At 63.9% G+C, this 24,745-nt stretch carries 20 protein-coding genes; 9 read left to right on the top strand and 11 right to left on the bottom strand.

Going from position 1 to position 24,745, the window contains the following annotated elements:
- Positions 1-377 precede the first annotated feature (377 nt).
- From BM408_RS20635 to uvrA, 3 genes are all read right to left on the bottom strand, one after another.
- On the bottom strand, positions 378-1,274 hold the full coding sequence (locus BM408_RS20635; RefSeq protein ID WP_092132368.1) for a hypothetical protein: 897 nt from the start codon (positions 1,272-1,274) through the stop codon (positions 378-380).
- 127 nt (positions 1,275-1,401) lie between these two features.
- Positions 1,402-2,331, bottom strand: coding sequence for a DMT family transporter (locus BM408_RS20630; RefSeq protein ID WP_092132367.1), 930 nt, complete (start codon positions 2,329-2,331; stop codon positions 1,402-1,404).
- Between the two features lie 82 nt (positions 2,332-2,413).
- Positions 2,414-5,494, bottom strand: coding sequence for an excinuclease ABC subunit UvrA (gene uvrA, locus BM408_RS20625; RefSeq protein WP_371327035.1), 3,081 nt, complete (start codon positions 5,492-5,494; stop codon positions 2,414-2,416).
- Between the two features lie 200 nt (positions 5,495-5,694).
- On the opposite strand from uvrA, the gene BM408_RS20620 reads away from it, so the two are divergent.
- Positions 5,695-6,927 (top strand): MFS transporter, encoded by a 1,233-nt coding sequence (locus BM408_RS20620; RefSeq protein WP_092132383.1) that lies wholly within the window; start codon positions 5,695-5,697, stop codon positions 6,925-6,927.
- A gap of 37 nt (positions 6,928-6,964) precedes the next feature.
- Positions 6,965-7,465 (top strand): single-stranded DNA-binding protein, encoded by a 501-nt coding sequence (gene ssb / locus BM408_RS20615; RefSeq protein WP_092132365.1) that lies wholly within the window; start codon positions 6,965-6,967, stop codon positions 7,463-7,465.
- Positions 7,466-7,526: 61 nt separating this feature from the next.
- Here the strand turns inward: ssb and BM408_RS20610 are convergent, their stop codons facing one another.
- Genes BM408_RS20610 through BM408_RS20600 form a run of 3 tightly spaced genes read right to left on the bottom strand, consistent with a single transcriptional unit; the run spans position 7,527 to position 10,111 of the window.
- Positions 7,527-7,988, bottom strand: a complete 462-nt coding sequence (locus BM408_RS20610) for a DUF2917 domain-containing protein (RefSeq protein WP_175541862.1) — start codon at positions 7,986-7,988, stop codon at positions 7,527-7,529.
- A 2-nt stretch (positions 7,989-7,990) separates the two neighbouring features.
- Positions 7,991-9,826 (bottom strand): BTAD domain-containing putative transcriptional regulator, encoded by a 1,836-nt coding sequence (locus tag BM408_RS20605; RefSeq protein ID WP_092132362.1) that lies wholly within the window; start codon positions 9,824-9,826, stop codon positions 7,991-7,993.
- A gap of 9 nt (positions 9,827-9,835) precedes the next feature.
- The gene (locus BM408_RS20600) at positions 9,836-10,111 is read right to left on the bottom strand and encodes a DUF4242 domain-containing protein (RefSeq protein WP_092132361.1); all 276 of its coding nucleotides are present in this window, start codon (positions 10,109-10,111) and stop codon (positions 9,836-9,838) included.
- A gap of 241 nt (positions 10,112-10,352) precedes the next feature.
- Here BM408_RS20600 and BM408_RS20595 point away from each other — a divergent pair, with 241 nt between their 5' ends.
- Positions 10,353-11,762 (top strand): MipA/OmpV family protein, encoded by a 1,410-nt coding sequence (locus BM408_RS20595; RefSeq protein ID WP_254774896.1) that lies wholly within the window; start codon positions 10,353-10,355, stop codon positions 11,760-11,762.
- A gap of 34 nt (positions 11,763-11,796) precedes the next feature.
- Here BM408_RS20595 and mnmA read toward each other — a convergent pair whose 3' ends face one another.
- The 4 genes from mnmA to BM408_RS20575 form a co-directional block, all read right to left on the bottom strand.
- On the bottom strand, positions 11,797-12,990 hold the full coding sequence (gene mnmA / locus BM408_RS20590; RefSeq protein ID WP_092132358.1) for a tRNA 2-thiouridine(34) synthase MnmA: 1,194 nt from the start codon (positions 12,988-12,990) through the stop codon (positions 11,797-11,799).
- A 109-nt stretch (positions 12,991-13,099) separates the two neighbouring features.
- Positions 13,100-14,176: a porin gene (locus BM408_RS20585; protein ID WP_092132356.1), complete on the bottom strand. Its 1,077-nt coding sequence runs from the start codon at positions 14,174-14,176 to the stop codon at positions 13,100-13,102.
- Between the two features lie 167 nt (positions 14,177-14,343).
- On the bottom strand, positions 14,344-14,850 hold the full coding sequence (locus BM408_RS20580; protein WP_092132355.1) for an NUDIX hydrolase: 507 nt from the start codon (positions 14,848-14,850) through the stop codon (positions 14,344-14,346).
- Between the two features lie 74 nt (positions 14,851-14,924).
- Positions 14,925-15,881 carry a LysR family transcriptional regulator gene (locus BM408_RS20575; protein ID WP_092132353.1) on the bottom strand — a complete coding sequence of 319 codons (957 nt, stop codon included), beginning with the start codon at positions 15,879-15,881 and terminating at the stop codon, positions 14,925-14,927.
- A 169-nt stretch (positions 15,882-16,050) separates the two neighbouring features.
- Between BM408_RS20575 and BM408_RS20570 the strand changes: the two genes are divergently transcribed.
- From BM408_RS20570 to BM408_RS20545, 6 genes are all read left to right on the top strand, one after another.
- The gene (locus BM408_RS20570) at positions 16,051-17,583 is read left to right on the top strand and encodes a CoA-acylating methylmalonate-semialdehyde dehydrogenase (protein ID WP_092132352.1); all 1,533 of its coding nucleotides are present in this window, start codon (positions 16,051-16,053) and stop codon (positions 17,581-17,583) included.
- A 248-nt stretch (positions 17,584-17,831) separates the two neighbouring features.
- Positions 17,832-18,947 (top strand): Re/Si-specific NAD(P)(+) transhydrogenase subunit alpha, encoded by a 1,116-nt coding sequence (locus tag BM408_RS20565; protein WP_092132350.1) that lies wholly within the window; start codon positions 17,832-17,834, stop codon positions 18,945-18,947.
- Between the two features lie 80 nt (positions 18,948-19,027).
- Entirely contained in the window at positions 19,028-19,354 is a 327-nt protein-coding gene (locus tag BM408_RS20560; protein WP_092132381.1) for an NAD(P) transhydrogenase subunit alpha part 2, read from the top strand.
- Positions 19,351-20,775 carry an NAD(P)(+) transhydrogenase (Re/Si-specific) subunit beta gene (locus tag BM408_RS20555; protein ID WP_092132348.1) on the top strand — a complete coding sequence of 475 codons (1,425 nt, stop codon included), beginning with the start codon at positions 19,351-19,353 and terminating at the stop codon, positions 20,773-20,775. The genes BM408_RS20560 and BM408_RS20555 overlap by 4 nt, the downstream gene beginning before the upstream one ends.
- Positions 20,776-20,964: 189 nt before the next feature.
- A complete protein-coding gene (locus tag BM408_RS20550) occupies positions 20,965-22,653 on the top strand; it encodes a long-chain-fatty-acid--CoA ligase (RefSeq protein WP_092132380.1) in 1,689 nt (562 codons plus the stop codon).
- Positions 22,654-22,849: 196 nt separating this feature from the next.
- Positions 22,850-23,611, top strand: coding sequence for a 5'-methylthioadenosine/adenosylhomocysteine nucleosidase (locus tag BM408_RS20545; protein ID WP_092132347.1), 762 nt, complete (start codon positions 22,850-22,852; stop codon positions 23,609-23,611).
- A gap of 5 nt (positions 23,612-23,616) precedes the next feature.
- Here BM408_RS20545 and corA read toward each other — a convergent pair whose 3' ends face one another.
- Complete coding sequence (corA, locus tag BM408_RS20540; protein ID WP_092132345.1) at positions 23,617-24,606, bottom strand: magnesium/cobalt transporter CorA; 990 nt, start codon at positions 24,604-24,606, stop codon at positions 23,617-23,619.
- Between the last annotated feature and the right edge of the window lie 139 nt (positions 24,607-24,745).

Raw genomic sequence — 24,745 nt, 5'->3', positions numbered from 1 at the left:
GCGGGGACCAAATACCAACAAGGACTCGCCACGGCGAGTCCTTGTTTCTTCAGGTATTCGGGTTTCGGTCTTCGGCTGTTTGGTATTCGGCTGTTCGGTATTCCTGTTCCCACCCCTTCTGTCTGCGCCGAGGAGCGGAGGTCCAGACGGATAAGGGCAAAAACTTGTTTGAGCCGAAGGCGAGTTGTTTTTGACCCCGTCTGGACCGAGCACCGCAGGTTGCCCCGGAGCGAAGCGCAGGGGACGCAGACAGTAGGGTCGCCTTTTCTTTGCTTACTTTCTTTTGGCGAAGCAAAAGAAAGTGAGTTGCCGCCGGGCAACCCCCGGCCAGCAGCTCTCAGCAGAGCGCGAGAGGCCGGAGCAAGAACCGGCCTAAATCAGGGCCGTACTGGCAAGGTCTCCCCCGAACCAATGAGCTGATCAACAGAAGCGGGCACCAGCTTGGCCAGTTCGCCGTCGAACTCCTCGATGCGGGCCACCGCGTCGTCGATGCTGGCAAATGTCTTGGGCTGCGGCGTTGGCTTGGTGCCGTAGTTGGGCGTGGTGCCGACCACCGCCCGGTATTTGAAGGGGCGCACGGCCGCCTTGGCCTCTGGAATGCCCGCGCCCACAATGGTTCCGTTCACTCCCGGCGGTGGTGTGTTCGCCGGCTTGAACACTTTGCCGTCAGGCAAGGTGAGGACTTCGATCAGCGCATAGCGTATACACGGCGACGCGCCGCCGAAGGTGCAACTGCCCACATCCAGGTTGAGCGAAAACACCGGGACGCCCGCAGGCAGTGTGATGCCGTCAAACACGGGCCGGTAAAAGCGGCGGTCGTCGCCCCCTATGGTGGCGGAGGCGTAGGGCACGTACAACACCTCAGCGTCAAGGCCGATCGCCTTGAACCTGCGCACCAGCTCGTCGACAAAAGCTTCGCGGTGATTGCTCGTCAGCCGCTTTTCAGACGCGGCTACCAGCAGCTTGGCGTTGGCATTTTCCAGGCCCTTTTGCGCGACTACTGCGGTGAGCGCACCGATGAGGGCCACCAGCGGAACGCCGCCGCCTACGGCATCCACGGAGGCGGGTACGGTGTATTCAAAGCGGCTTTTTTCGGCGACCAGAATGATGCGCGTGTTTTTTTCCGCCTTCAGCTGCGGAATCATGGGAGGCAATTGTGCGCAGCCCGTCAGGAACAATGCGGCGGCGCTGAGGCAGGCCATGGCGGTCCGGCCGCGCTTGATGAAGTCGAAACGGTTGCCCGGCTTCGCTGGGGTAATTTGATGTTCAGGCATGGTGTGCACCGGAAGCCGGTGGGATCTCCCTTGTAAGTAATTGTGCGACCCATGCTAACAGCTGCTGCCGCGCGAATGGCCTCCTCCATTCGAAGGAGGCGCAGCCCGGCCCGTCTACCCGGCTTGCCTATCGCGCCGGCTTCTCTTCCTTGGTCACCAGCCAGATCCCATAACAGACCAACAGCAAGGCCAGCCCGTTCTTCCACTCCAGAAAACTCTCATCCAGAAACAGCGCCGACAGCACCGTCCCGAAAATCGGCACCATGAAGTTAAACACCGTGATCATGCTCACGCGGTTGTACTTCAGCAAAATCGTCCACAGCGAAAACGCGGCCGAAGACAGCACTACCAGGTACACCATCAGCAAGGTGGACTTGAGCGTGAAGCCCGCCAGCGTGCCGCCGGTGGCAAAACCAATCAGCAACAAGGCCAGGCCGCCAATGGCCAGCTGCCAGCCGGTCAGTACCACCGAGTCAACGCGCTGCGACACTTTCTTGCCATAAATACTGGCGGCCGACAGCACAAAGGCGGCGATCACGACAAAGCCTTCGCCGAGCAGCGTGAAGTCAAACGTCAACAAGCCTTCGCTGAAGTTCACCACCATCACACCGGCAAAACCCACCACGCAGCCCAGCACCTTGTTGAAGCTGAGTCTGTCGTTTTTGTAGATGTAGTGCGCCAGCAGCACGCTGAAAAAAGTGCCCGTCGCATTCATGATCGAGCTCTTCACGCCCGTCGCATAGGCCAGGCCGATGTAGAAGAACACGTATTGCAAACTCGTCTGCGTCAACCCCACCAGCGTCACCTGCCCAAAGGTCCGGCGGTCCAGCTTGAACACCGGCTTCTTGCTGAGGGCGGCAAACACCAGCAGCACCAGCCCGGCAAACACAAAGCGCCAGCCGGCAAACACCAGCTTGGATGGAATGTCGTTGGCCGCGATATGAAACAGCGCGTAGCCATTCTTGATGGCAGGATAGGCGCTGCCCCAGAGCAGGCAGCACAGCGAGGCCAGCAGGAAAACGACTTTGCGCTGGGTGAAAAAGGTGGAGCTGTTCAAAACCGGGGTTCCAGAAAAAAGAGAGCGAGAAAAAGAAAGGCGCGGCCTAGGCGCGGCGCGCGCCTGGATGCCTCGACAAAAATTACAGCAGGCGCGCCAGGTAACGCCCGGTATGGCTGGCCGGGTTGGCGGCGATGTCTTCGGGTGTGCCCACGCCCACCACGGTGCCGCCACCAGCCCCGCCTTCGGGCCCCATGTCGACCAGCCAGTCGGCGGTCTTGATAACGTCCAGGTTGTGCTCGATCACCACAATCGTGTTGCCGGCGTCGCGCAGCTGGTGCAGCACCTTGAGCAGCAAATCGATGTCGGCAAAGTGCAGGCCCGTCGTCGGTTCGTCCAGGATGTAGAGCGTGCGGCCGGTGTCGCGTTTGCTGAGTTCCAATGCGAGCTTGACGCGCTGCGCCTCGCCACCTGACAGTGTGGTCGCGGCCTGGCCCAGCTTGATGTAAGACAGGCCCACGTCCAGCAGCGTGTGCAGCTTGCGCGAGATGGTGGGCACGGCCTTGAAGAACTCGGCGGCCACCTCGACGGTCAGGTCCAGGATCTGTGCGATGTTTTTGCTCTTGTACTGCACCTCGAGTGTTTCGCGGTTGTAGCGCATGCCCTTGCAGACGTCGCAGGGCACATACACATCGGGCAAAAAGTGCATCTCGACTTTCACCACGCCGTCGCCCTGGCAGGCCTCGCAGCGGCCGCCGGCCACGTTGAAGCTGAAGCGCCCGGCGCCGTAGCCGCGTTCGCGCGCCGTGTTCATCTCGGCCATCAGCTCGCGGATGGGCGTGAAGAGGCCGGTGTAGGTGGCCGGGTTGCTGCGCGGCGTACGGCCTATGGGCGACTGATCGACGTTGATGACTTTGTCGAAATGTTCGATGCCTTCAATCGCTTCGTGCGCCGCGGGCTCTTCATGCGCGCGGTACAGCGTGCGGGCCACGGCGGCGTACAGCGTGTCATTGACCAGCGTGGACTTGCCCGAGCCGGAGACGCCTGTCACGCAGGTCAGCAAGCCGACCGGAAATTCAACGCTTACACCCTTGAGGTTGTGGCCGGTGGCGTTGATGACGCGCAGCGCCTGCATGTCGCCCAGCGTGGCCTGGTGGATGGCTTCGCGCGCGGCGCGGCGTTCGGCAGCCGGGCTTTGCGGAAAGCGCGAGACCTTCTTTTTCTCGGCCGCTTCCACGGCTTTCACCGTCGGCAACCATGGCGTGCGGCGTTTGGGCACGGCGATCGTCAGCGTCTGCGCCAGGTACTGGCCGGTCAGCGAAGCCGGGTTGTTTTTGACCTCGTCAAACGTGCCTTGCGCCATCACGCGCCCGCCGTGGATGCCGGCGCCCGGCCCCATGTCGATCACATGGTCGGCGGCGCGGATCATGTCTTCGTCGTGCTCAACCACCAGCACGCTGTTGCCGATGTCGCGCAGATGTTTAAGCGTGCCGATCAGGCGGTCGTTGTCGCGCTGGTGCAGGCCGATGCTGGGCTCGTCGAGCACATACATCACGCCCGTCAGGCCGGAGCCGATCTGCGACGCCAGGCGAATGCGCTGCGACTCGCCGCCCGAAAGCGTTTCGGCGCTGCGGTCCAGGCTGAGGTAGTTGAGGCCCACGTCATTGAGGAACTTCAGGCGCAAGCCGATCTCGCGCACCACCTTGGCGGCAATCTCGGCCTTGGCGCCCTGCATCTTCAGGGCGTTGAAATAGTCAAAGCTCTCGCGCAGCGTGGAATGGCTGATTTCATAAATCGCCTTGCGGTTGCTGCGCGATGATGCATCGCTGCCGTCCTCAGGTGCGCCCACTAGATACACATGGCGCGCCTCGGTGCGCAGGCGCGTGCCTTCGCAGTCGGGGCAGGGCTGCACGCTGCGGTAGCGGGCCAATTCCTCGCGCACGGCGGCGGAGTCGGTCTCTCGGTAGCGGCGCTCAAAGTTGGTGATGACACCCTCGAAGGGGTGTTTCTTGGTGATCTTTTTGCCGGCGAAGTTGCCCGAGTCCATCACGTAGCTGAACTTGATTTCTTCCTCGCCCGAGCCGTGCAGCACCACCTGCCGCACGTTGTCGGGCAGGTCTTCAAAGGCGGCGTCGATGTCGAATTTGTAGTGTTTGGCCAGGCTCTCGAGCATCGAGAAGTAATAACCGTTGCGGCGGTCCCAGCCCTTGACGGCGCCGCTGGCCAGGCTCAGTGAGGGGAATGCCACCACACGCGCCGGGTCGAAAAACTCCATATGGCCCAGGCCGTCGCAGGTGGGGCAGGCGCCCACCGGCGAGTTGAAGGAGAAGAGCCGCGGCTCCATCTCGCTGAGTGAGTAGTCGCACACCGGGCAGGAAAATTTGGCGCTGAAGAGGTGCTCTTTATCCGTGTCCATTTCCAGCGCAATCGCCTTGCCGTCGGCCAGGCGCAGCGCCGCCTCAAAGCTTTCGGCCAGGCGCTGCTGCATGTCGGCCCGCACCTTGATGCGGTCAATCACCACATCGATGTTGTGCTTTTCGGTTTTCTTGAGTTTGGGCAGGTCGTCAAATTCGTAGGCCGTGCCGTCGACACGAAAGCGTACGTAACCTTGTGACTGCATCTCGGCGAACACATCGACAAACTCGCCCTTGCGGTCGCGCGCCACCGGCGCCAGGATCATCAGCTTGGTGTCCTCCGGCAGGGCCAGCACGGTGTCGACCATCTCGCTGACGCTTTGCGCCTGCAGCGGCAAATCGTGGATGGGGCAAAAAGGCGTGCCGGCACGGGCAAACAAGAGGCGCAGGTAGTCGTGGATCTCGGTCACCGTGCCCACGGTGGAACGCGGGTTGTGCGAGGTGGCCTTTTGCTCAATGGAGATCGCGGGCGACAGGCCCTCGATCATGTCGACGTCGGGCTTGTCCATCAGCTGCAAAAACTGGCGGGCGTAAGTCGACAGGCTTTCGACATAACGGCGCTGGCCTTCGGCGTACAGCGTGTCGAAGGCCAGTGACGACTTGCCCGACCCGCTCAGCCCGGTGATGACCACCAGCTGGTTGCGCGGAATGTCCAGGTCAATGTTCTTGAGGTTGTGCGTGCGCGCCCCGCGAATGCTGATGCGCTGGGCGGCCAGGGCTTGCGCCAGGTAGCGGCCCGCAGGCTCTGCCACATGCCGGCCTTCTGCGGCCTGGGAGGCGAGGTATTTGCTGTCGTCGGGAGAGTTCAAGATGTGGCAGCCGCAAAACTCTCCATCATAGTCCGAAGCACCGTTTCAAGCACAATAGCCGGTTGGGTACCGCCAGGGCGGCCGGGTTTGCCGGGCCACACAGCCAGATTCCCCGTTTTGCCCCCTTTTTTCGCCGTTTTTCAGCCCTTTTTGCCCTCATTGACGCCTTGACTGCACCCTCCGCCCCTTTGTCCTTCCCGATGACCGCCACTGAGCGGCGCGCCAGCGTGTCGCTGGCGTCCATCTTTGCGCTGCGCATGCTGGGGCTTTTCCTGGTGTTGCCGGTGTTTGCGCTGGAAGCGGCCAAATACCCCGGCGGCGATGACCCGGCGCAGGTCGGGCTGGCCATGGGCATTTACGGCCTGACGCAGGGGCTGCTGCAGATTCCCTTCGGCATCGCCTCGGACTGGTGGGGCCGAAAACGCGTGATTATTTCCGGCCTGGTGATTTTTGCGCTGGGCAGCTTGCTGGCGGCCTGGGCGCCTGATTTGCACTGGCTGGTCGCCGGCCGGGCGCTGCAGGGCGCGGGTGCCATTTCGGCCGCCGTGACCGCGCTGCTGGCCGACTCCACCCGCGATGAGGTGCGCACCAAGGCCATGGCGCTGGTGGGCGGCAGTATTGCGCTGATGTTCGCGCTTTCGCTGATCGTCGCGCCCCTGCTGGGCGGCCTCATTGGCCTGCACGGCCTGTTTGCCCTGACGGGTACGCTGGCGCTGGCCGGCATTGCGGTGGTGATCTGGTGGGTGCCGCCCGAGCCGGTGGAGCACGCCAGCCGCCCGCGCGGCAGCGTACTGGAAGTCCTCAAGAACCCGGCGCTGCTGCGCCTGGACTTTGGCGTCTTCATCCTGCATGCGGTGCAACTGGCCATGTGGGTGGCCATTCCGGCGCTGCTGGTGGGCGCCGGGCTGGACAAGGCCCGCCACTGGCAGGTTTACCTGCCGGCGGTGCTGGCCTCATTCGCCGTGATGGGCATGACGCTGTTTCCGCTGGAAAAGCGCGGCTACCTGCGGGCCGTGTTTCTGGGCGCCGTGGGCCTGATCTTTGTGGTGCAGCTGGGCCTGCTGTGGGTGGTGCCCTCGGCTGCGGCGGCGCACGGTCTGGTCGCGCTGGCGGCTTTGCTCTTCCTGTTTTTCTGCGGTTTCAACGTGCTCGAAGCCACCCAGCCCAGCCTGGCCTCCCGCCTGGCGCCCGCCCATGCGCGCGGCGCGGCGCTGGGCGTCTACAACACCTTGCAGTCACTGGGCTTTTTCGCCGGCGGCGCGGTCGGCGGCTGGATCACCAAGGCCCACGGCGCCCAGGGGCTGTTTGTGGTGTGCGGCGGCCTGATGCTGCTGTGGCTGCTGGTGGCCTGGCCCATGAAGGCGCCCGGGCGGCATGCCGCTGCGGCCGTTACAGGCCATGGCGCCGCACCGGGCCAGCCAGTTAAACTGTAAGTCAGCCTTAAGTTAGAAGTTCGATCAGGAGAAACCCATGGCATCCGTCAATAAAGTCATCGTCGTCGGCAATCTGGGCCGCGACCCCGAAATGCGCAGTTTCCCGAGCGGCGACCAGGTCGCCAACGTCACCATTGCCACCACCGACAAGTGGAAGGACAAGCAGACCGGCGAAATGAAAGAGGCCACCGAATGGCACCGTGTGGTGTTCAACGGCCGCCTGGCTGAAATCGTCGGTCAGTACCTGCGCAAAGGCTCGCAGGTTTACGTTGAAGGCAGCCTGCGCACGCGCAAGTGGACCGACAAGGACGGCATCGAAAAATACACCACCGAAATCCGCGCCGACCAGATGCAGATGTTGGGCAGCCGCCAAGGCATGGGCGGCCCCGGCGGTGACGACGGCGGCGGCGGCGGCTACGAAGCGCCACGCCAGTCCGCACCGGCACGCGCACCCGCCGCAGCGGCACCGCGCCAGGCCCCGGCAGCCTCGCGGGCTGCGAGTGGCTTCGACGACATGGACGACGACATTCCGTTCTGATCTGCAACTTTCAGCGTTGCGCACAAAGGCCCCTGGCGTTGACGCCTTGGGCCTTTTTTCTTTACCGGAGCTGGCTTTTGACGGGGGCCGTCCGCGCCATGCCGCCACGCTCCAGCGCGACGAATACGGCATAGCTGTCGCTGACTTCACGATGGCCGCGCGCATGCCTGGCGGCCGCTGCTGCAGCGCGCCCCAGCGCCATGAAGCCGCGTGCCGCCAGCAGGGCCAGAAAGGCCGTGCCGTTCAGGGGCCTGGCGAACACGAAGAGGAAAAATCCCTGGCGGCAAGGCTCCCAGTGCAGGCTGGCGCCCTGACGTCCTGCCGGCTCGACCACGGCGTTCTCGCCGGCGTCCAGCCATACGCGTTGCCCGGCTTCAATGAAGTGATCGCCCAGGTCGTTGTTGCGTGTGAGCCAGAGGCGGCCGCGCAGCACCGTCAATTCACCGCCCGCGCGGGGCAGGCGCAGCGCCTGGCCGGGCCCTATCAGCCGGGTTCCGCCATACAGTTTTGAATTCGTCTTCATCATCAGTCTTTTGAAAGCCCTGCCAGGGCGTGCAATGCGGGGTTGTCGATCTGGCCGGCGAGCAGCCGGGCTGCGGCGCCGCTGGCGCTGTCGCCGAGCGCCGCCCGGTGAAGGCAGGCGCGCGCCGTGAGTTCGCGCATGCCGCTGCGCGCGGCCAGGCTTTGCAAGTCGTTGACCCACGCGGACGCCTGGGGCATGGCCTGCGCCACCGCCACGCCGCACAAGGCGTCGAGCGCATAGCCTTTGCCCCACAGGTAGGCGTCGGGCAGGCGAACGCAGCGCGCAATGGCATCGACAAAAATTTCGACCGCGCGTTGCGGCTCCCCGCGCGCGATGGCAACGCACCCCAAGCCCCTGCCGGCAATGCCTTCCCAGCAGGGGTCGCCGATCTGGCAGCCGAGCGCAAACGCGAGTTCGAAGCGGCTCGCGGCGGCGTTCACGTCGCCGCGCATCAGGTCGACTTCAGCGCGCAGTGATTGCGGCCACGGCACAAAAGCCGTCCAGCCTTGCTGGGCGAGGCTGACCGAGCGGTCAAGCGCACTTGCCGCCGCATCGAGATCGCCGTGCAGCAGCAGCGTGCGGCCCAGCATGGACAGCGCGTAGGCCAGTTGCTTTCTGTCGTCAACGGCGGTGCTCAGCGTCTCGGCTTCGCGCAACTGCTCAAGGGCGGCCCCGTAGTGCGCGGTGTCGCTGAGCGCGGCGCCGCGCACGATGGCGATGCGTGCCTGCTCGGCGCGTGCGCCCGCGGCCAGCGGCGCGGCGCGCTCCAGCCAGGCCAGCGTGCGCTCATACCGCCCGCGCAGGAATTCAACATAGCCCAGTTCGCGGCAGGCCGCGGCGGCGAGCACCGGCGACGCATCCTGGCCGACTTCCAGCGCCTCGTGAAGCGCGGTGGCGCCTTCCTCGTCGCGGCCCCGGGCGGCATGCACCAGCGCGCCGCCCAGCGCCACGCGGGCGCGCGTTCGCAAGGCCGCGTCGCCGGTGGCGTCAGCTTCAACGATGGCGCGGCGCAGGCATTGCAGGCCCGCATCAAGCGCGCCGGCGCCAATGGCGGCCTCGCCGGCTTCCAGCTGCGCCAATGCCGCGGCGCGGCCGGTGGCGGGCCGCGCGGTGGGCACGGCGGTGACGGTGCGCATGGCGGCCTCCAGCGTGGCGCCGGGTTGCACGCCCAGCTCGCGCTGGAACAGTTCACGGCATGCGGCGGCCTGGCGCGCCGCGCCCACCCCGTCGCCTGCGGCGGCCAGGCTGCGCACCAGCAGCGCCTGGTAGTTTTCGTCCAGCGGGTTGTGCCGCACCAGGCGGCCGGCCAGCGCGGCTGCCTCGGCCATGGCCCCCGCGGCCAGGCGCGCCAGTGCGGCTTCGCGCAGCACGGCTTCGGCCGCGGCCTGCAAGTGGCGGCGCTCGGTGGCGAGCCAGACCTCGAAGGCCGGGCTTCCGGGGAAGTTCATGCCTTCCAGCAACTCGCCGTCCAGGCCGGGCACGCCCAGGGCTTGCGCCCAGCTGCCCGACAGCACGGCGTTGAGGTCGACATAACTCGCCGCCTCCAGCGGCAGCGCCAGCAGGTCGCCGCGCAAATCAGCAATGCCCAGCAGGCGTCGCAGCTCGCTCAGGTTCCAGCGCAAGGCGGCCAGCGGGTCTTCGGCATCCTCGAACAACAGCCCCGCCAGGTGTTTGCGGCTGACGGGCGCCTCGCTGCGGACCAGGTAGGCGAGCAGGCCCCAGACCTTGTGCCCGCGTGGCGCCGGCACGGGGCTGCCGCCGCGCTCCACGCGCGGAGGGCCGAGCAGGTGGATGGCAAGCCCCTGCAGTGGCGGCTCGTCAGGGGTTTGCGGCTTCACCGGCAGGCCTCAGGCTTCAGCGGTGGTGGGGTCGATGACGGTGGTGACCTGCGCGACGGAGTTGGCCGGAAAGCCGCCCCTGCGGGCGTGCTCACGCACGAGTTCCTCGTTGGCCGCGCGGTAGATGCAGTACATCTTGTCGCCCGTCACATAGCTTTGCACCCACTGCACATCGGGCCCCAGTTCATGCAGCACGCCGCAGGACTTCTGGGAGATGGATTGCAGCTCGGCGGGCTTCAGGGCCCCGAGTCCGGGGATGGCGCGTTCGATCACAAATTTGGGCATAACAGGCTCCGTAAGTAGTTGAAGGAGACCCGACGATAGGCAGTGTACGTGTGAGCCGGCGTGTGAGGAAACCGCCCGAATCCACACAATGCGCGCCAGACAGGGGTGTTGGCCTAGCCAATATGTGCCTGTTTGCTTACAAGTTGGGTGGGCCGGGAACCGCTGTTCGTGGATAGCATCGAAGTGTCTGCCGTGCCCCTCTGGCCACGGCAACTTGTCCCAGCCGCTTCCCTCTAAAAAAATGATGAATCTGCCATTCCCGTCTCGCCGCCTTCTTGTGGGCGCCACCCTTTTGCTCGGCGGCCTGTGCGCCCTGCCGCCGGCCCTGGCGGGCGGCAATACCGAGCCGCTCACCGATATTCTTTCTACCCCCGGCAGCGCCGGCCTTGGTTTTGTGACGCGCATTGAGCGCTCACCCTACAAGGACGCGGGCACGCGCTACGACCTGCTGCCGCTGTATCTGTATGAGGGCGAGCGGCTTTTTCTGCATGCCAACCGGGGCGGCGTGAAGCTGCTCAACGGCACCGAGCAGCGGCTGGACCTGTTTGTGGAGCAGCGCCTGGAGGGCTTTCCGACCGAGCGCCTGCCTGCGAGCCTGGCCGGCATGTCGCCGCGCGACTCGGCCATCGACCTGGGCCTGGCCTACCGCTGGCGCCAGCCCTGGGGCACGCTGCAGGCCGAGCTGGTGCACGACATCGGCAACACCTACAAGGGCAATGAGTTCCGCCTGGGCTACACCTACGACTGGCGCTCGGGCCCGTGGATGCTGCGGCCCAACATCACGGTGTCGGTGCGCGACGCCAAGCTCAACAACTATTACTACGGCGTGCAGGCCAGCGAGGCAACGGCCGGCCGCCCCGCTTACGCGCCGGGCGCGGGCATACAGACCTCCGTCGGCCTGTATGGCTCTTACGACCTCACGCAGCGCTGGCGCCTGCTGGCCGGCGTGTCAGCCACGATGCTGGACAGCAAGACCAAAGACAGCCCTATCGTGCAAAAAGGCGTTCTGCCCGCGGTGTACCTGGGCGCGGCCTACGACTTCGGCGGCCACAAGCGCGAATGGGCTGAAGACAGCTCGCCCACCTACTTCAAGCTGCTGTACGGCAAATCGACCGAAGACGGCTGCCACCTGGCCAAGATCATCACGGCGCAGTGCCTGTCAACGGCCAAAACCAATGCGACCAGCATCACCGGCATCCAGGTGGGCAAACCCTTTTTGAACAATGTGAACGGCTGGCCGCTGGACTTCATCGGTTATGTGGGCCTGACGCACCACAACGAGCGCGGCCTGCAGGCCAACGGCGTGCAGCTGGACCTGTTCATGAAGGCCGTTTACTCGGGCTTTCCGTGGAGCGACCGGGTCAAGACGCGGCTGGGGCTGGGTGTGGGCGTGTCGATGGCGCAGCGGGCGCCTTACATTGAGTCGTCCAGCCTGGCGGCCAACGGCAAGTCGGCTTCCCGCATGCTCAACTACCTGGACCCGACCATCGACGTAAGCCTGGGCGATTTGATCGGCTACCGGCCGCTGAAGGAAACCTACATCGGCTTCGGCGTATCGCACCGCTCCGGCATTTTTGGCTCGTCGCGTTTGCTGGGTAATGTCAACGGCGGCTCGAACTACATCTACACCTACGTTGAATCGGCGCTGTAAATCAGCGCTGTGAATGGACGCTGTGAAAGGGCGATCAGGCGTAGGCGGCCCTGGAGGCCAGAACAGGCTGGTTTTGCACATTGCTGGCCGCAATCACGCCGCCGCCCAGGCAGACATCGCCCTGGTACAACACAGCTGACTGCCCGGGCGTGACCGCCCACTGGGCGTCTTCAAATACCAGCTCGCAATTCGCTCCGGCGCCGCCGCGCAGTTCGCACGCCGCGTCGGCTTGGCGGTAACGCGTCTTGGCTGCCATGGCGCCGGCCGCAGGTGCGCTGCCGGCCACCCAGCTGCAATCCTGCGCCTGTAGCACGGTCGATTGCAGCCATGGATGGTCATGGCCCTGCACCACCCACAATGTGTTGGTCTCCAGGTCTTTGCGCGCCACAAACCAGGGCTCGTGTTCGCCTACACCGCGCAGGCCGCGCGCCTGCGCCGCCTTGAGTTCGGCGCCCTTGGCTTTGACGCCGCCTATACCCAGGCCCTGGCGCTGGCCCAGCGTGTAGAAGGACAAACCCACATGCTCGCCCAGCACGCGGCCCTTGTCGTTTTTGATGGGGCCGGGCTCTTTGGCGATGTAGCGGTTCAAAAACTCGCGGAAAGGCCGTTCGCCGATAAAGCAGATGCCGGTGGAGTCCTTCTTCTTCGCATTCGGCAGGCCGATCTCGTCGGCAATGCGGCGCACTTCGGTCTTGTGCAGCTCGCCCACCGGAAACAGCGTCTTGGCCAGCTGCGCCTGGTTCAGGCGGTGCAAAAAGTAGCTCTGGTCTTTGGCCGGATCCAGGCCCTTGAGCAGCTCATGCAGGCCGGTGGCCTGGTTCTGGCGCACCCGGGCATAGTGACCCGTCGCGATTTTCTCGGCGCCCAGGCGCATGGCATGGTCTAAAAACGCCTTGAACTTGATCTCGGCGTTGCAAAGAATGTCAGGGTTGGGCGTGCGGCCGGCCTGGTATTCGCGCAGGAACTCGGCAAAGACGCGGTCTTTGTAGTCAGCGGCGAAATTGACGTGCTCGATCTCGATGCCGATCACGTCGGCCACGGCGGCAGCGTCGACAAAATCAATGTTGGACGAGCAGAACTCGCTGTCGTCGTCATCTTCCCAGTTTTTCATGAAGATGCCGATGACCTCGTGGCCCTGCTGTTTAAGCAGGTGCGCCGTCACCGCGGAGTCCACGCCTCCGCTCAAACCCACAACGATCCGCTGCGCGGATTGGCTTTTTTGACCCATGGACGTAATTATCCCCGCAGCCCCAAATACCGGGGAACTGCGGGGATGATGGTGCAAAGGCCCTTTATTGGGCCCTTACGGACCTTTTCAGGTCTTTACCGGGCCCGGATCAGAACGTGTGCAGGAGGCCGAAGGACAGGCCGGTGGCGGTGTCTTTTAAGCCCGCGCCCTGATAGGCGTTCTTCCACTTGGTGTAGTCCAGCTCTGCGTACAGCTTGCTGCGCTTGGAGAGTTTGTACTCCAGGAAGGAAATCACGCGGTTGAAGCCGTCGTCCACAGCCGCGGTGCGGGTGCGCTTGACGTTGTAGGCGGTCAGGACCAGGTCGATGTCGCCGGTCAGGGGAAGCGTGCCGCCCACGCCGAAGGTGCGGTTGCGGGTCTTGGCCGTGAGGGTGGTTTCTGCTTCGTGGCTGCCGTAGCTCAGGTTGAGCTTGGCGGTGCCCACTGTGGCGTTCACGCCGCCCAGGTAGCCCTTGAGCGTGAGGCCGGCGGCATTCTTGAACTGCGCGTAGGCCAGTGCGGCGCCCCATTCGTTGGTCTGGTAGGCCCCACTCACACCGGTAGACGACAGCGCTGAGGAGTTGCCCGCCTGTTCGCCGAAGGCGTGCATGGCGCGCGCGGTGAAATCACCGAAGCGGCCTGCGTACTTGACGGAGTTGTCCAGGCGGTAGGCGCCGGTGGTGGCGCCGGCCGGGCCGTATTCAATGCCCAGGCGGTGGGCGTTCAGCGCGGCGATGGCGACGTTGGGGTTGAAGCTGGGGAAGCGCACGGCCAGCGGATCCACGGTGGCGAGGGCGTCGGCCAGCACGGTGGTCTGGCGGCCCAGGGTGACGGTTCCCCAGTCGCCCTGCAGGCCGACGGTGGCGGCGCGGTCAAACAACTTCGTGGCGTTGGCTTGTGCGCCGGTGTCCAGGTTGATGCCGGATTCGAGCGTGAAGACGGCCTTGAGGCCACCGCCCAGGTCTTCCGTGCCACGCAGGCCGAAGCGGCTGGTGTTGTTGATACCGCTGTTGACGGCGAAGTCGGATGTGTTGGTGCCGTTGTAGGCGGCGTCCAGGCCGCTGCTGTAACGCACGGCGGCATCGAGGATGCCGTACACGGTGACGCTGCTTTGCGCCTGGGCGGTGCCGGCGGCCAGCAGGGACAGCGCCAGAAGCGCCAGGGGCCGTTTAGTTCTTTTTGTCATGACAGGTGTCTCCACTCCTTGGGTTTAAGAAGCCCAGGCCGTGGCGGCCACGGCCCGGGGCTGTCGGCGACTATAGAAGTGGGGACTCGCGCCGCCTATTGTGGCTACCCACAATGGGGGTTCCCACAATGCGGCGCTGTGTGATTTGCGCGGCGGCCGGGTCCGCCTCAGCCGTGGGCGTACACGCTGGGGTCGGTGGTCACCAGCGCGGCGGGGTAACGCTTGCCCGCCAGGTAATCCTCCATGCAGGTCAGCAGCAAGGGGCTGCGGTGCATGGGCACGCAGGCCCTGATCTCGTCGGCCGTCAGCCAGACGGTGCGCACAATGCCTTCGTCCAGCGCCTGCCCGGCCACGTGTTCGCCCAGCTCACCGCAAAAGGCAAAGCGTAGGTAGGTGATGTCCATGGGCTCGTCTTGCCCGGGCACGGCGCGCTCGAAGCGCGAGAGGTAGACCCCCACAATGTCCGTCGGCTTGAAGTGAAAAGCGGTTTCTTCCAGCGTCTCGCGGGCGCAGGCCTGAATCGGGCTTTCGCCCGGATCCAGGTGGCCGGCGGGGTTGTTGAGTTTGAGGCCGTCCCGGGTTTCTTCCTCGACCAGCAGGAATTTAGAGACGCCGTCTATCGTTTTTTCTATGACCGCAGCGACCGTGACGCTGGGTTTCCATCGTGTATTCATGGGTGGGGATTATCGGTGGCGTGCATGACAAGTCTGCTGGGTATTTTTGCCACGATGGTTTGATGGGCTGGCCGTCAGCCCGCAGGCTTTTGTGCCGCCGCGCCAAAGCCGCCGGCAAAACTTTCCCGTAAATGCTCGACAAGGCATTGCACGGCCTTGGGCACTTGCGGCGACCAGGGCCTCAGGGCGTAGATGCGCTCACCGAAGAAGCCTTGCACCTGCCAGTCGGGCAGCACCTGCACGAGCGGCGGGCCGCCGGCCGTGCCGGCGCTGAAGTCCGGCAACAAGCCGATGCCCAGGCCGGCGACCAGCGCCTCGCGCAGCACCTCGCTGTTGTTGGCCTTGAGCGTGCCGGTGATCGTCACGCCCACCTGTTCGCGCGACTTGCGTTTGCCGGTGCGCACAAAGGTCCAGGTGGCGGCGTTGTGGTTGCCCAGGTAGAGCAGGCAGTCGTGGCCGGCCAGCTCGGCGGGCTGCGAGGGCATGCCGCGCCGCGCGAGATAGTCGGGGCTTGCCAGCAGGATGGAGCGTGATTCACACAGCACCCAGGCGACATGGGTTTCAGGCGGGGCGTTGGTGTGGCGTATCGCCAGGTCAAAACCCTCATTGGCCAGGTTGACGAAGCGGTCGGTCAGCTCGAGTTCGATGTGGATGTCCGGGTAACGCTTGAGAAAGGCCGCCACAAAGGGCGCCAGGTGCTGGCGCCCCAGCGCCACCGGCGCCGTCACGCGGACCAGCCCGCGCGGCGTGCCCACCAGGTCTTTGACGGCGGTGAAGCTTTCGCTGATGCGGTTGAAGGCCGGCTGCATGCCGTTGACGAGTTGCTGGCCGGCTTCGGTGAGGCCCACCGAGCGCGTGGTGCGCCGCACCAGCATCACGCCTGCTGCCCGCTCCAGTTCGCTGATGCGCATGCTGACCGAGGCTTTGGAGGCGCCCAGGCGGCGCGCTGTCTCGGTGAAGCTGCGGGTGTCGGCCAGAACCGTCAGCAGATGAAGGTCGGCCACAAGGGGCGAAAGCTGGTCGGAAGACATGGATATAAGCGAATAAGCCGCTTGGCCGGCTGATTGTTCAGGGATATGAACAATGTAATCACAAAACAGGGCATTATCAATTGGGCCTTGCGCGCCTAGACTGCCATCAAGCCGCCCCTTTCGGGGCTCCCCACCCGCCAGCCGCCAGGCCACCTTCAGAGGATTCCCCATGTCTTTGTCTCCCGCCACCGCTTCACAAGCCACCATCGGCCACTACCTGAACGGCCGCGTCGCCGCGCCTTCATCCGGCCGCAGCCAGGAAGTCTTCAACCCCGCCACCGGTGCGGTGTCCGGCCATGTGGCGCTGGCCAGCACGGCGGAGGTCGATGCCGCGGTGGCCTCCGCGCAGGCGGCCTTTCCCGCCTGGGCAGACCTCCCGCCGCTGCGCCGCGCGCGCGTGCTGTTCAAGTTCCTGGAGCTGCTCAACCAGAACAAGGACAAACTGGCCCACATGATCACCGCCGAACACGGCAAGGTCTTCACTGATGCGCAGGGCGAGGTCTCGCGCGGCATCGACATCGTGGAATTCGCCTGCGGCATTCCGCAACTGCTCAAGGGCGACTTCACCGACCAGGTCTCCACCGGCATCGACAACTGGACGCTGCGCCAGCCGCTGGGCGTGGTGGCAGGCATCACGCCCTTCAACTTTCCGGTCATGGTGCCGATGTGGATGTTCCCGGTGGCGATAGCGGCCGGCAATTGTTTTGTTTTGAAGCCCAGCCCCATCGACCCCAGCCCCAGCCTCTTCATGGCCGAGCTGCTCAAGCAGGCCGGCCTGCCCGACGGCGTCTTCAACGTGGTGCAGGGCGACAAGGAGGCGGTCGATGCGCTGCTGGTGCACCCCGATGTGAAAGCCGTGTCCTTTGTCGGCTCCACGCCGATTGCCAACTACATCTATGAAACCGGCGCACGCCACGGCAAGCGCGTGCAGGCCCTGGGCGGCGCGAAGAACCACATGGTGGTGATGCCCGATGCCGACCTGGAGCAGGCGGTGGACGCCCTGATAGGCGCGGGCTACGGCTCAGCCGGCGAGCGCTGCATGGCGATTTCGGTGGCTGTGCTGGTTGGCAATGTGGCCGACAAGTTGATTCCCATGCTGGAGGCGCGCGCGAAAACGCTGGTCATCAAGAACGGCGTGGAGCTTGATGCCGAGATGGGGCCCATCGTTACCTCAGCAGCACACCAGCGCATCACGGGCTATATCGACACCGGCGTGAAAGAAGGCGCCAAGCTGCTGGTTGACGGCCGCACCTTCACCGGCACCAAGGCCGGCCCGGGCTGCGACAAGGGCTTCTGGATGGGCGGCACGCTGTTCGACCACGTGACCCCCGACATGCGCATCTATAAAGAAGAAATCTTCGGCCCGGTGCTGGGCTGCGTGCGCGTGAAGGACTTTGCCGAAGCGGTGAACCTCATCAACGCCCACGAGTTCGGCAACGGCGTGAGCTGCTTTACCCGTGACGGCCATGTGGCGCGCGAGTTCAGCCGCCGCATCCAGGTCGGCATGGTCGGCATCAACGTGCCGATTCCGGTGCCCATGGCCTGGCACGGCTTTGGCGGCTGGAAGAAAAGCCTCTTCGGCGACATGCACGCGTATGGCGAAGAGGGCGTGCGCTTTTATACAAAGCAAAAGTCCATCATGCAGCGCTGGCCTGAGAGCATCGGCAAGGGCGCCGAGTTTGTGATGCCTACTGCCAAGTAACACAGCGGTTACCAAAATCAAGGCAGCCCCACCCGCCGCACCAGGGCCGGTGGGGCTATTTTTATGGACCTCTTGATGTGGGTCAAAAACTATAGACTGCGCTGACAAAAATTTGTAAAAATCTCATGTAAGCTTCATGACAGGTACAAAAACGGATACGCAGACTACAGACACCGAGACAGATCGTGCGCAAGCCCGCCCTGGGCTGACGTCAATCACACCAACACCAACGTACTGAGGAGAGACCCATGCTCATTGGGGTACCCGCCGAAATCACGGCCGGAGAAACACGCGTCGCCATCACGCCCGAAACGGCCAAAAAACTCAAGGCGCAGGGGCATACCGTCCGTGTGCAGTCCGGCGCAGGCGTTGCCGCCAGCGTTCCTGATGAGGCCTACACGGCCGTCGGCGCGGAGATCACCGATGCAGCGGGCGCTTATGGCGCCGACATCGTGCTCAAGGTGCGTTGCCCGCTCGATAGCGAAATGGGCCTGGCCAAAGCCGGCGGTGTGCTGGTCGGCATGCTCAATCCCTTTGATGCCGCGGGCCTGCAACGCCTGGCCGCAGCCAAGCTGACTTCCTTCGCCCTTGAAGCCGCGCCGCGCACCAGCCGCGCGCAAAGCATGGACGTGCTCTCATCGCAAGCCAATATCGCCGGCTACAAGGCCGTGATGATGGCCGCTGCTGAATACCAGCGCTTCTTCCCCATGCTGATGACGGCGGCCGGTACTGTCAAGGCCGCCCGCGTCGTGATCCTCGGCGTCGGTGTGGCCGGCCTGCAGGCGATTGCCACCGCCAAGCGCCTGGGCGCCGTGATTGAAGCCAGCGATGTACGCCCCAGCGTGAAAGAGCAGGTCGAATCCCTGGGCGGCAAGTTCATCGATGTGCCGTATGAGACCGACGAAGAGCGCGAAGCCGCCGTCGGTGTGGGCGGTTATGCCAAACCCATGCCGGCCAGCTGGCTCGATCGGCAAAAGGCTGAAGTCGCCAAGCGCGTCGCGCAAGCCGACGTGGTCATCACCACCGCGCTGATCCCGGGCCGCCCGGCGCCGGTGCTGGTCACCGAAGACATGGTCAAGGCCATGAAGCCCGGCAGCGTGATCGTCGATCTGGCCGCACCGCAAGGCGGCAACTGCCCGCTGACCGAACCCGGCAAGACGGTCGTCAAACATGGTGTGACGCTGATCGGCCAGACGAATGTGCCGGCCCTCGTCGCGGCGGACGCCAGTGCGCTCTACGCACGCAACCTGCTCGACTTCCTCAAGCTCATCATCACCAAGGAAGGCACGCTCAATGTCGACCTGGAAGATGACATCGTCGCGGCCTGCCTGATGACGCAGGGCGGTGAGATCAAGAAGAAGTAACCCCTTCGGAACAATCGGCTCAACTGGATTTAATCGGACAGGCCGGGTTCATGCCCGCGCAGTCCCTCACGGAGAAGACCATGGATGCAGTGTCACCCACCCTCATCAACCTGATTATTTTTGTACTGGCCATTTACGTGGGTTACCACGTGGTGTGGACCGTCACGCCGGCCCTGCACACACCGCTGATGGCGGTGACCAACGCGATTTCGGCCATCGTGATCGTGGGCGCCATGCTCGCGGCCGCACTGACCGAAACGCCGCTGGGCAAAACCATGGGCGTGCTGGCCGTGGCGCTGGCGGCCGTCAATATCTTCGGCGGCTTTCTGGTGACGCGCCGGATGCTGGAGATGTTCCGCAAGAAAGACAAAAAAGCTGCAGCGCCCGCTGAAGGAGCCGCCAAATGAGCATGAACCTCGTCACGCTGCTGTACCTGGTGGCTTCCGTTTGCTTCATTCAGGCGCTCAAGGGCCTGTCACACCCCACCAGCTCGATACGCGGCAACCTGTTCGGCATGGTCGGCATGGCCATTGCCGCGCTGACCACAGCAGCGCTCATCGTTGAAATCTCAGGGGGCAAAGCCCTGGGCATGGGTTATGTGTTGCTGGGTCTGGTGGTCGGTGGGGGCTACGGCGCCTGGCGCGCCAAGACGGTCGAGATGACCAAGATGCCCGAGCTGGTGGCCTTCTTCCACAGCATGATTGGTTTGGCCGCGGTCTTTATCGCCGTGGCCGCTGTTGCTGAGCCCTATGCTTTTGGCATTGCGGCCAAGGGCAACCCTATCCCTACCGGCAACCGGCTTGAGCTGTTCCTCGGCGCGGCCATCGGCGCCATCACCTTCAGCGGCTCGGTGATCGCTTTCGGCAAGTTGTCTGGCACTTACAAGTTCCGCCTGTTCCAGGGCGCACCGGTGCAGTTTGCCGGCCAGCACAAGCTGAACCTGGTTCTGGGCCTGCTGACCATCGGCCTGGGGCTGGTGTTCATGTTCACCGGCAACTGGACCGCTTTCTTTGCCATGCTGGCGCTGTCCTTCGTCATGGGCGTGCTGATCATCATCCCGATCGGCGGCGCCGACATGCCGGTGGTGGTGTCCATGCTCAACAGCTACTCGGGCTGGGCTGCGGCCGGTATTGGTTTTTCGCTCAACAACTCCATGCTGATCATTGCCGGTTCCCTGGTCGGCTCGTCGGGCGCCATCCTCTCGTACATCATGTGCAAGGCGATGAACCGCTCCTTCTTCAACGTGATTCTGGGCGGCTTCGGCGGTGAAGCCGGCGCGGCCGCCGGCGGCGCCAAAGAGCAGCGCCCCGTCAAGTCGGGCTCTGCCGACGATGCGGCCTTCATCCTGGGCAATGCCGAAACCGTGATCATCGTGCCGGGCTACGGCCTGGCGGTGGCGCGTGCGCAGCACTCGGTCAAAGAGCTGGCGCAAAAGCTCATCGAGAAGGGCGTCAACGTCAAGTACGCCATCCACCCGGTGGCAGGCCGTATGCCGGGCCACATGAACGTGCTGCTGGCCGAGGCCGAAGTGCCTTACGACCAGGTGCATGAAATGGAAGACATCAACGCCGAGTTCGGCCAGGCCGACGTGGCCATCATCCTGGGCGCCAACGACGTGGTGAACCCCGCCGCGCACGTCAAGGGCAGCGCCATCTACGGCATGCCCATCCTGGAGGCCTACAAAGCCAAAACGGTCATCGTCAACAAGCGCTCCATGGCCGCCGGCTATGCGGGCCTGGACAACGAACTCTTCTACATGGACAAGACCATGATGGTGTTCGGAGACGCCAAAAAGGTGATCGAAGACATGGGCAAGGCCATCGAGTAATCCGGGCGCCTGTTCAAGGTCTGGGCGGGGCTGCCGGGTTTTCCCGCGGCCTCGTGCCGCGAAAACTTTCCAGTTTAGAGAGCTTTCCCTCCTGATTTCCCGGGTTTCCTAGGGAAAACGCAATAGCCACGAAGAGGGCACGCCATGAGAATCCATGGCAGTAAGCAACACGTAATGGAGAAGACAGACATGAATGCAGCGACCCTTGACCGCCCATGGCTCAAAGCCTATCCGCCGGGCGTTCCTACCGATATCGACGCGTCACAGTACCCGTCGCTGGTCGCCTTGATGGAGGAAAGCTTCAAGAAACACGGCAGCCGCGTCGCCTACAGCTTCATGGGCAAGGACGTGACCTTCGGCCAGACCGACAGCCTGTCGCTCGCCTTTGGCGCCTACCTGCAGAGCCTGGGCCTGGCCAAGGGCGACCGCATCGCCATCATGATGCCCAACGTGCCGCAGTACCCGGTGGCCGTGGCCGCCATCCTGCGTGCAGGCTATGTGGTGGTCAACGTCAATCCGCTGTACACCCCGCGCGAGCTGGAGCACCAGCTCAAGGATTCGGGCGCCAAGGCCATCGTCATCATTGAAAACTTCGCCAACACCCTGGAGCAATGCATTGCCGCCACGCCCGTCAAGCACGTGGTGCTGTGCGCCATGGGCGACCAGCTGGGCATGCTCAAGGGCGCGCTCGTCAACTACGTGGTGCGCAACGTCAAGAAGATGGTGCCGGCCTTCAACCTGCCCAGCGCCGTGCGCTTTAACGACGCGGTTGCCCAAGGCACGCGCCTGACGCTCAAGCGCCCCGACATCAAGCCCGACGATGTGGCCGTGCTGCAGTACACCGGCGGTACCACCGGCGTTTCCAAGGGCGCCGTGCTGCTGCACCGCAATGTGATCGCCAATGTGCTGCAGTCCGAAGCCTGGAACGGCCCGGCCATGGTCGGCATGCCTGCGGACCAGCAACCCACCTATGTTTGCGCGCTGCCGCTGTATCACATCTTCGCTTTCACGGTGAACATGATGCTGGGCATGCGCACCGGCGGCAAAAACATCCTGATCCCCAATCCGCGCGACCTGCCTGCGGTGCTCAAGGAGCTCTCCAAACACAAGGTCAACAGCTTCCCCGCCGTCAACACGCTGTTCAACGGCCTGGCCAACCACCCCGACTTCAACACGGTCGACTGGTCGCACCTGAAGATTTCGCTGGGCGGCGGCATGGCCGTGCAAAGCGCGGTCGCCAAGCTCTGGCTTGAGAAAACCGGCTGCCCCGTTTGCGAAGGCTATGGCCTCTCGGAGACCTCGCCGTCGGCCAGCTGCAACCCGACCAACAGCAAGGCCTTCACCGGCACCATCGGTGTGCCGATTCCCGGCACCTACTTCAAGCTGCTGGACGATGACGGTAACGAAGTGCCGCGCGGCCAGCCCGGCGAGATCGCCATCAAGGGCCCGCAGGTCATGGCCGGCTACTGGCAGCGCCCCGACGAAACCGCCAAGGTCATGACGCCCGACGGCTACTTCAAGTCCGGCGACATCGGCGTGCTGGACGACAACGGTTTCTTCAAGATCGTCGACCGCAAGAAAGACATGATTCTGGTGAGCGGCTTCAACGTCTACCCGAACGAGATCGAAGATGTGGTGGCCAAGCTCGACGGCGTGATGGAATGCGCCTGCGTGGGCGTGGCCGACGACAAGTCCGGCGAAGCCGTGAAGCTGGTCATCGTCAAGAAAAACCCCGACCTCACCGAAGCCCAGGTGCGCGAATACTGCAAAGCCAACCTGACCGGCTACAAACAGCCCAAGGTGGTGGAGTTCCGCACCGACTTGCCCAAGACTCCCGTCGGCAAGATCCTTCGCCGCGAACTGCGCGACAAGAAATGAAGCAAAGCTTCATTTCTTGCAGCGAAGGCTCACAACTGCCCTGCTTGCAGGGCTTGTTACGCCGGAGCTACAAAAAATGAACGTACAAGTTTTTAGAGCCTGAAAAGGTTTTCTAAGGGGCGGCGCAAGTCGCCCTTTTTTACGTCTGCCTCTATTTCGCCTCTACCAGGCAAAGGCTTGTTGGCACAATCCAGTTATGTCACCGACCCCCGCCTCCACCACCCCCACCGCCATCCTCAGCGCGCTCCTTCAGGAGCAGCAAGGCCTGATGGAGTTGCTGCACCACCCGCGCAAAGTCACCCACGCCGGACGCGACTTCTGGCTGGGCGACCTGCACGGCCGGCCGGTAGTGCTGGCCTTGTCAAAGATCGGCAAGGTGGCGGCCGCCACCACGGCGACGGCGCTGATCGAACGCTTCGGCGTGCGCCGCATGGTGTTCACCGGCGTGGCCGGTGGTGTGGGGGCGGGCGTGAATGTGGGCGACATCGTGGTGGCCAGCGATTTTGTGCAGCACGACCTGGACGCCTCGCCACTGTTCCCGCGCTACGAGGTGCCGCTTTATGGCCGTACCCGGTTCGATACAGACCCTGCATTGACCGCGCTGCTGTTTAACGCGGCCTCAGAGGCGCTGGCACACGGCCAGGCCAGCCAGGCTTTTCCCAATGCACGCGTGCACCAGGGCTTGATTGCCAGCGGCGACCGATTTGTCTCGGGCGCCGGCGAGTCGCGAGCCTTGCATGACGCGCTGACCGGCGCCGGCCACCCCGTGCTCGCGGTCGAGATGGAAGGCGCGGCCGTGGCCCAGGTGTGCCTGGACTATGGCGTGCCGTTTGCGGCAGTGCGAACGATTTCCGACCGCGCCGACGACAGCGCGCATGTGGATTTTCCGAAGTTTGTCGAAGAAGTGGCCAGCCGCTACGCGCACGCGATCATCGAGCGGCTGTTGGGCCGACTGTAAATCCGCTACTTCAACCACCCGCGTTTGCGGAAGTACCACATCGGCACCACCGCGCTTGCGATCATCAGCGCCAGCGCATACGGGTAGCCGTAGGCCCATTCCAGCTCCGGAAACCAGCCCTTGAAGTTCATGCCGTACACGCTGGCGATCAGAGTGGGCGGCAGCAGCGCGACGCTGGCCACCGAGAAGATCTTGATGATCTTGTTCTGGTTGATGTTGATGAAACCGACGGTGGCGTCCATCAGGAAGTTGATCTTGTCGAACAGGAAGGCGGTGTGCGAGTCGAGCGAGTCGATGTCGCGCAAAATCTGCCGCGCTTCCTCGAACTGCTCGGCGTTGAGCATCTTGCTGCGCATCATGAAACTGACGGCGCGGCGGGTGTCCATCATGTTGCGGCGGATGCGGCCGTTCAAGTCTTCATGGCGGGCGATGGCGCCCAGCACTTCACCGGCCAGCGCATCGGTCACGTCGCCCGAGAGCACCTGGGTGCTGACCTTCTCGAGCTCAACATAGATGCCTTCGAGCGTGTCGGCGGAATACTCCGCATCGGCGTCAAACAGCTTGAGCAGCACTTCCTTGGCGTCTTCAATCAGCCCCGGTGCGCGGCGCGCGCGCATGCGCAGCAACCGGAACACCGGCACGTCCTCATCATGGATGGAGAACAGCACACCCTTGCTTTTGAGGTCGTCGTTGACCAGATTCAGGATGAAGGCGACGCGCACTGTGCGCGGCTCGGCGTCGTCAGCGATCAGAAAGTCGGATCGGATGTGCAGCTCGCCGTTGTCTTCCTCGTAAAAGCGGGCGGACTCCTCGATGTCCTCGTCCATCGCGTCTTCGGGGATGGAGAGACCGTAATACTGCTTGATCCAGCGTTTTTCTTCGAGGGTGGGAGATTCCAGGTCGACCCAGATGGGCTGGAATTTCGAGAGTTCTTCCAGGGATTCGATTTCTTCCTGGAAAAGCCGGCCATTGGCGAGCGTGAAAATATTGAGCATGACTGACTGCCTATCGGTTCAGGGGCGTGCGCAAGGCATGCGGTGAGGCCTCGCGCGTAAAAAGGGCGGTGGGATGATGGCATCGCTTTCAACCCCCTTTTGAACGTGGGCCTTGCGAGGCCTCTCGCCAGTCTGCGGT

The organism is Polaromonas sp. YR568 (genome assembly GCF_900116715.1).
Lineage (GTDB): Bacteria > Pseudomonadota > Gammaproteobacteria > Burkholderiales > Burkholderiaceae_C > Polaromonas.
The sequence above is the reverse complement of the archived record's forward strand: the minus strand, read 5'-3'. Positions and strand labels throughout refer to the sequence as shown.

Bases quoted from the DNA above. Each gene is read 5' to 3' on its own strand.
- BM408_RS20570 (WP_092132352.1), top strand. From the start codon at position 16,051: ATGTCTTTGTCTCCCGCCACCGCTTCACAAGCCACCATCGGCCACTAC.
- BM408_RS20560 (WP_092132381.1), top strand. From the start codon at position 19,028: ATGGATGCAGTGTCACCCACCCTCATCAACCTGATTATTTTTGTACTG.
- BM408_RS20545 (WP_092132347.1), top strand. From the start codon at position 22,850: ATGTCACCGACCCCCGCCTCCACCACCCCCACCGCCATCCTCAGCGCG.
- BM408_RS20620 (WP_092132383.1), top strand. From the start codon at position 5,695: ATGACCGCCACTGAGCGGCGCGCCAGCGTGTCGCTGGCGTCCATCTTT.
- mnmA (WP_092132358.1), bottom strand. From the start codon at position 12,990: ATGGGTCAAAAAAGCCAATCCGCGCAGCGGATCGTTGTGGGTTTGAGC.
- BM408_RS20555 (WP_092132348.1), top strand. From the start codon at position 19,351: ATGAGCATGAACCTCGTCACGCTGCTGTACCTGGTGGCTTCCGTTTGC.
- BM408_RS20635 (WP_092132368.1), bottom strand. From the start codon at position 1,274: ATGCCTGAACATCAAATTACCCCAGCGAAGCCGGGCAACCGTTTCGAC.
- ssb (WP_092132365.1), top strand. From the start codon at position 6,965: ATGGCATCCGTCAATAAAGTCATCGTCGTCGGCAATCTGGGCCGCGAC.
- BM408_RS20580 (WP_092132355.1), bottom strand. From the start codon at position 14,850: ATGAATACACGATGGAAACCCAGCGTCACGGTCGCTGCGGTCATAGAA.
- BM408_RS20600 (WP_092132361.1), bottom strand. From the start codon at position 10,111: ATGCCCAAATTTGTGATCGAACGCGCCATCCCCGGACTCGGGGCCCTG.
- BM408_RS20585 (WP_092132356.1), bottom strand. From the start codon at position 14,176: ATGACAAAAAGAACTAAACGGCCCCTGGCGCTTCTGGCGCTGTCCCTG.
- BM408_RS20595 (WP_254774896.1), top strand. From the start codon at position 10,353: ATGATGAATCTGCCATTCCCGTCTCGCCGCCTTCTTGTGGGCGCCACC.
- BM408_RS20565 (WP_092132350.1), top strand. From the start codon at position 17,832: ATGCTCATTGGGGTACCCGCCGAAATCACGGCCGGAGAAACACGCGTC.
- BM408_RS20610 (WP_175541862.1), bottom strand. From the start codon at position 7,988: ATGAAGACGAATTCAAAACTGTATGGCGGAACCCGGCTGATAGGGCCC.
- BM408_RS20575 (WP_092132353.1), bottom strand. From the start codon at position 15,881: ATGTCTTCCGACCAGCTTTCGCCCCTTGTGGCCGACCTTCATCTGCTG.
- corA (WP_092132345.1), bottom strand. From the start codon at position 24,606: ATGCTCAATATTTTCACGCTCGCCAATGGCCGGCTTTTCCAGGAAGAA.
- BM408_RS20550 (WP_092132380.1), top strand. From the start codon at position 20,965: ATGAATGCAGCGACCCTTGACCGCCCATGGCTCAAAGCCTATCCGCCG.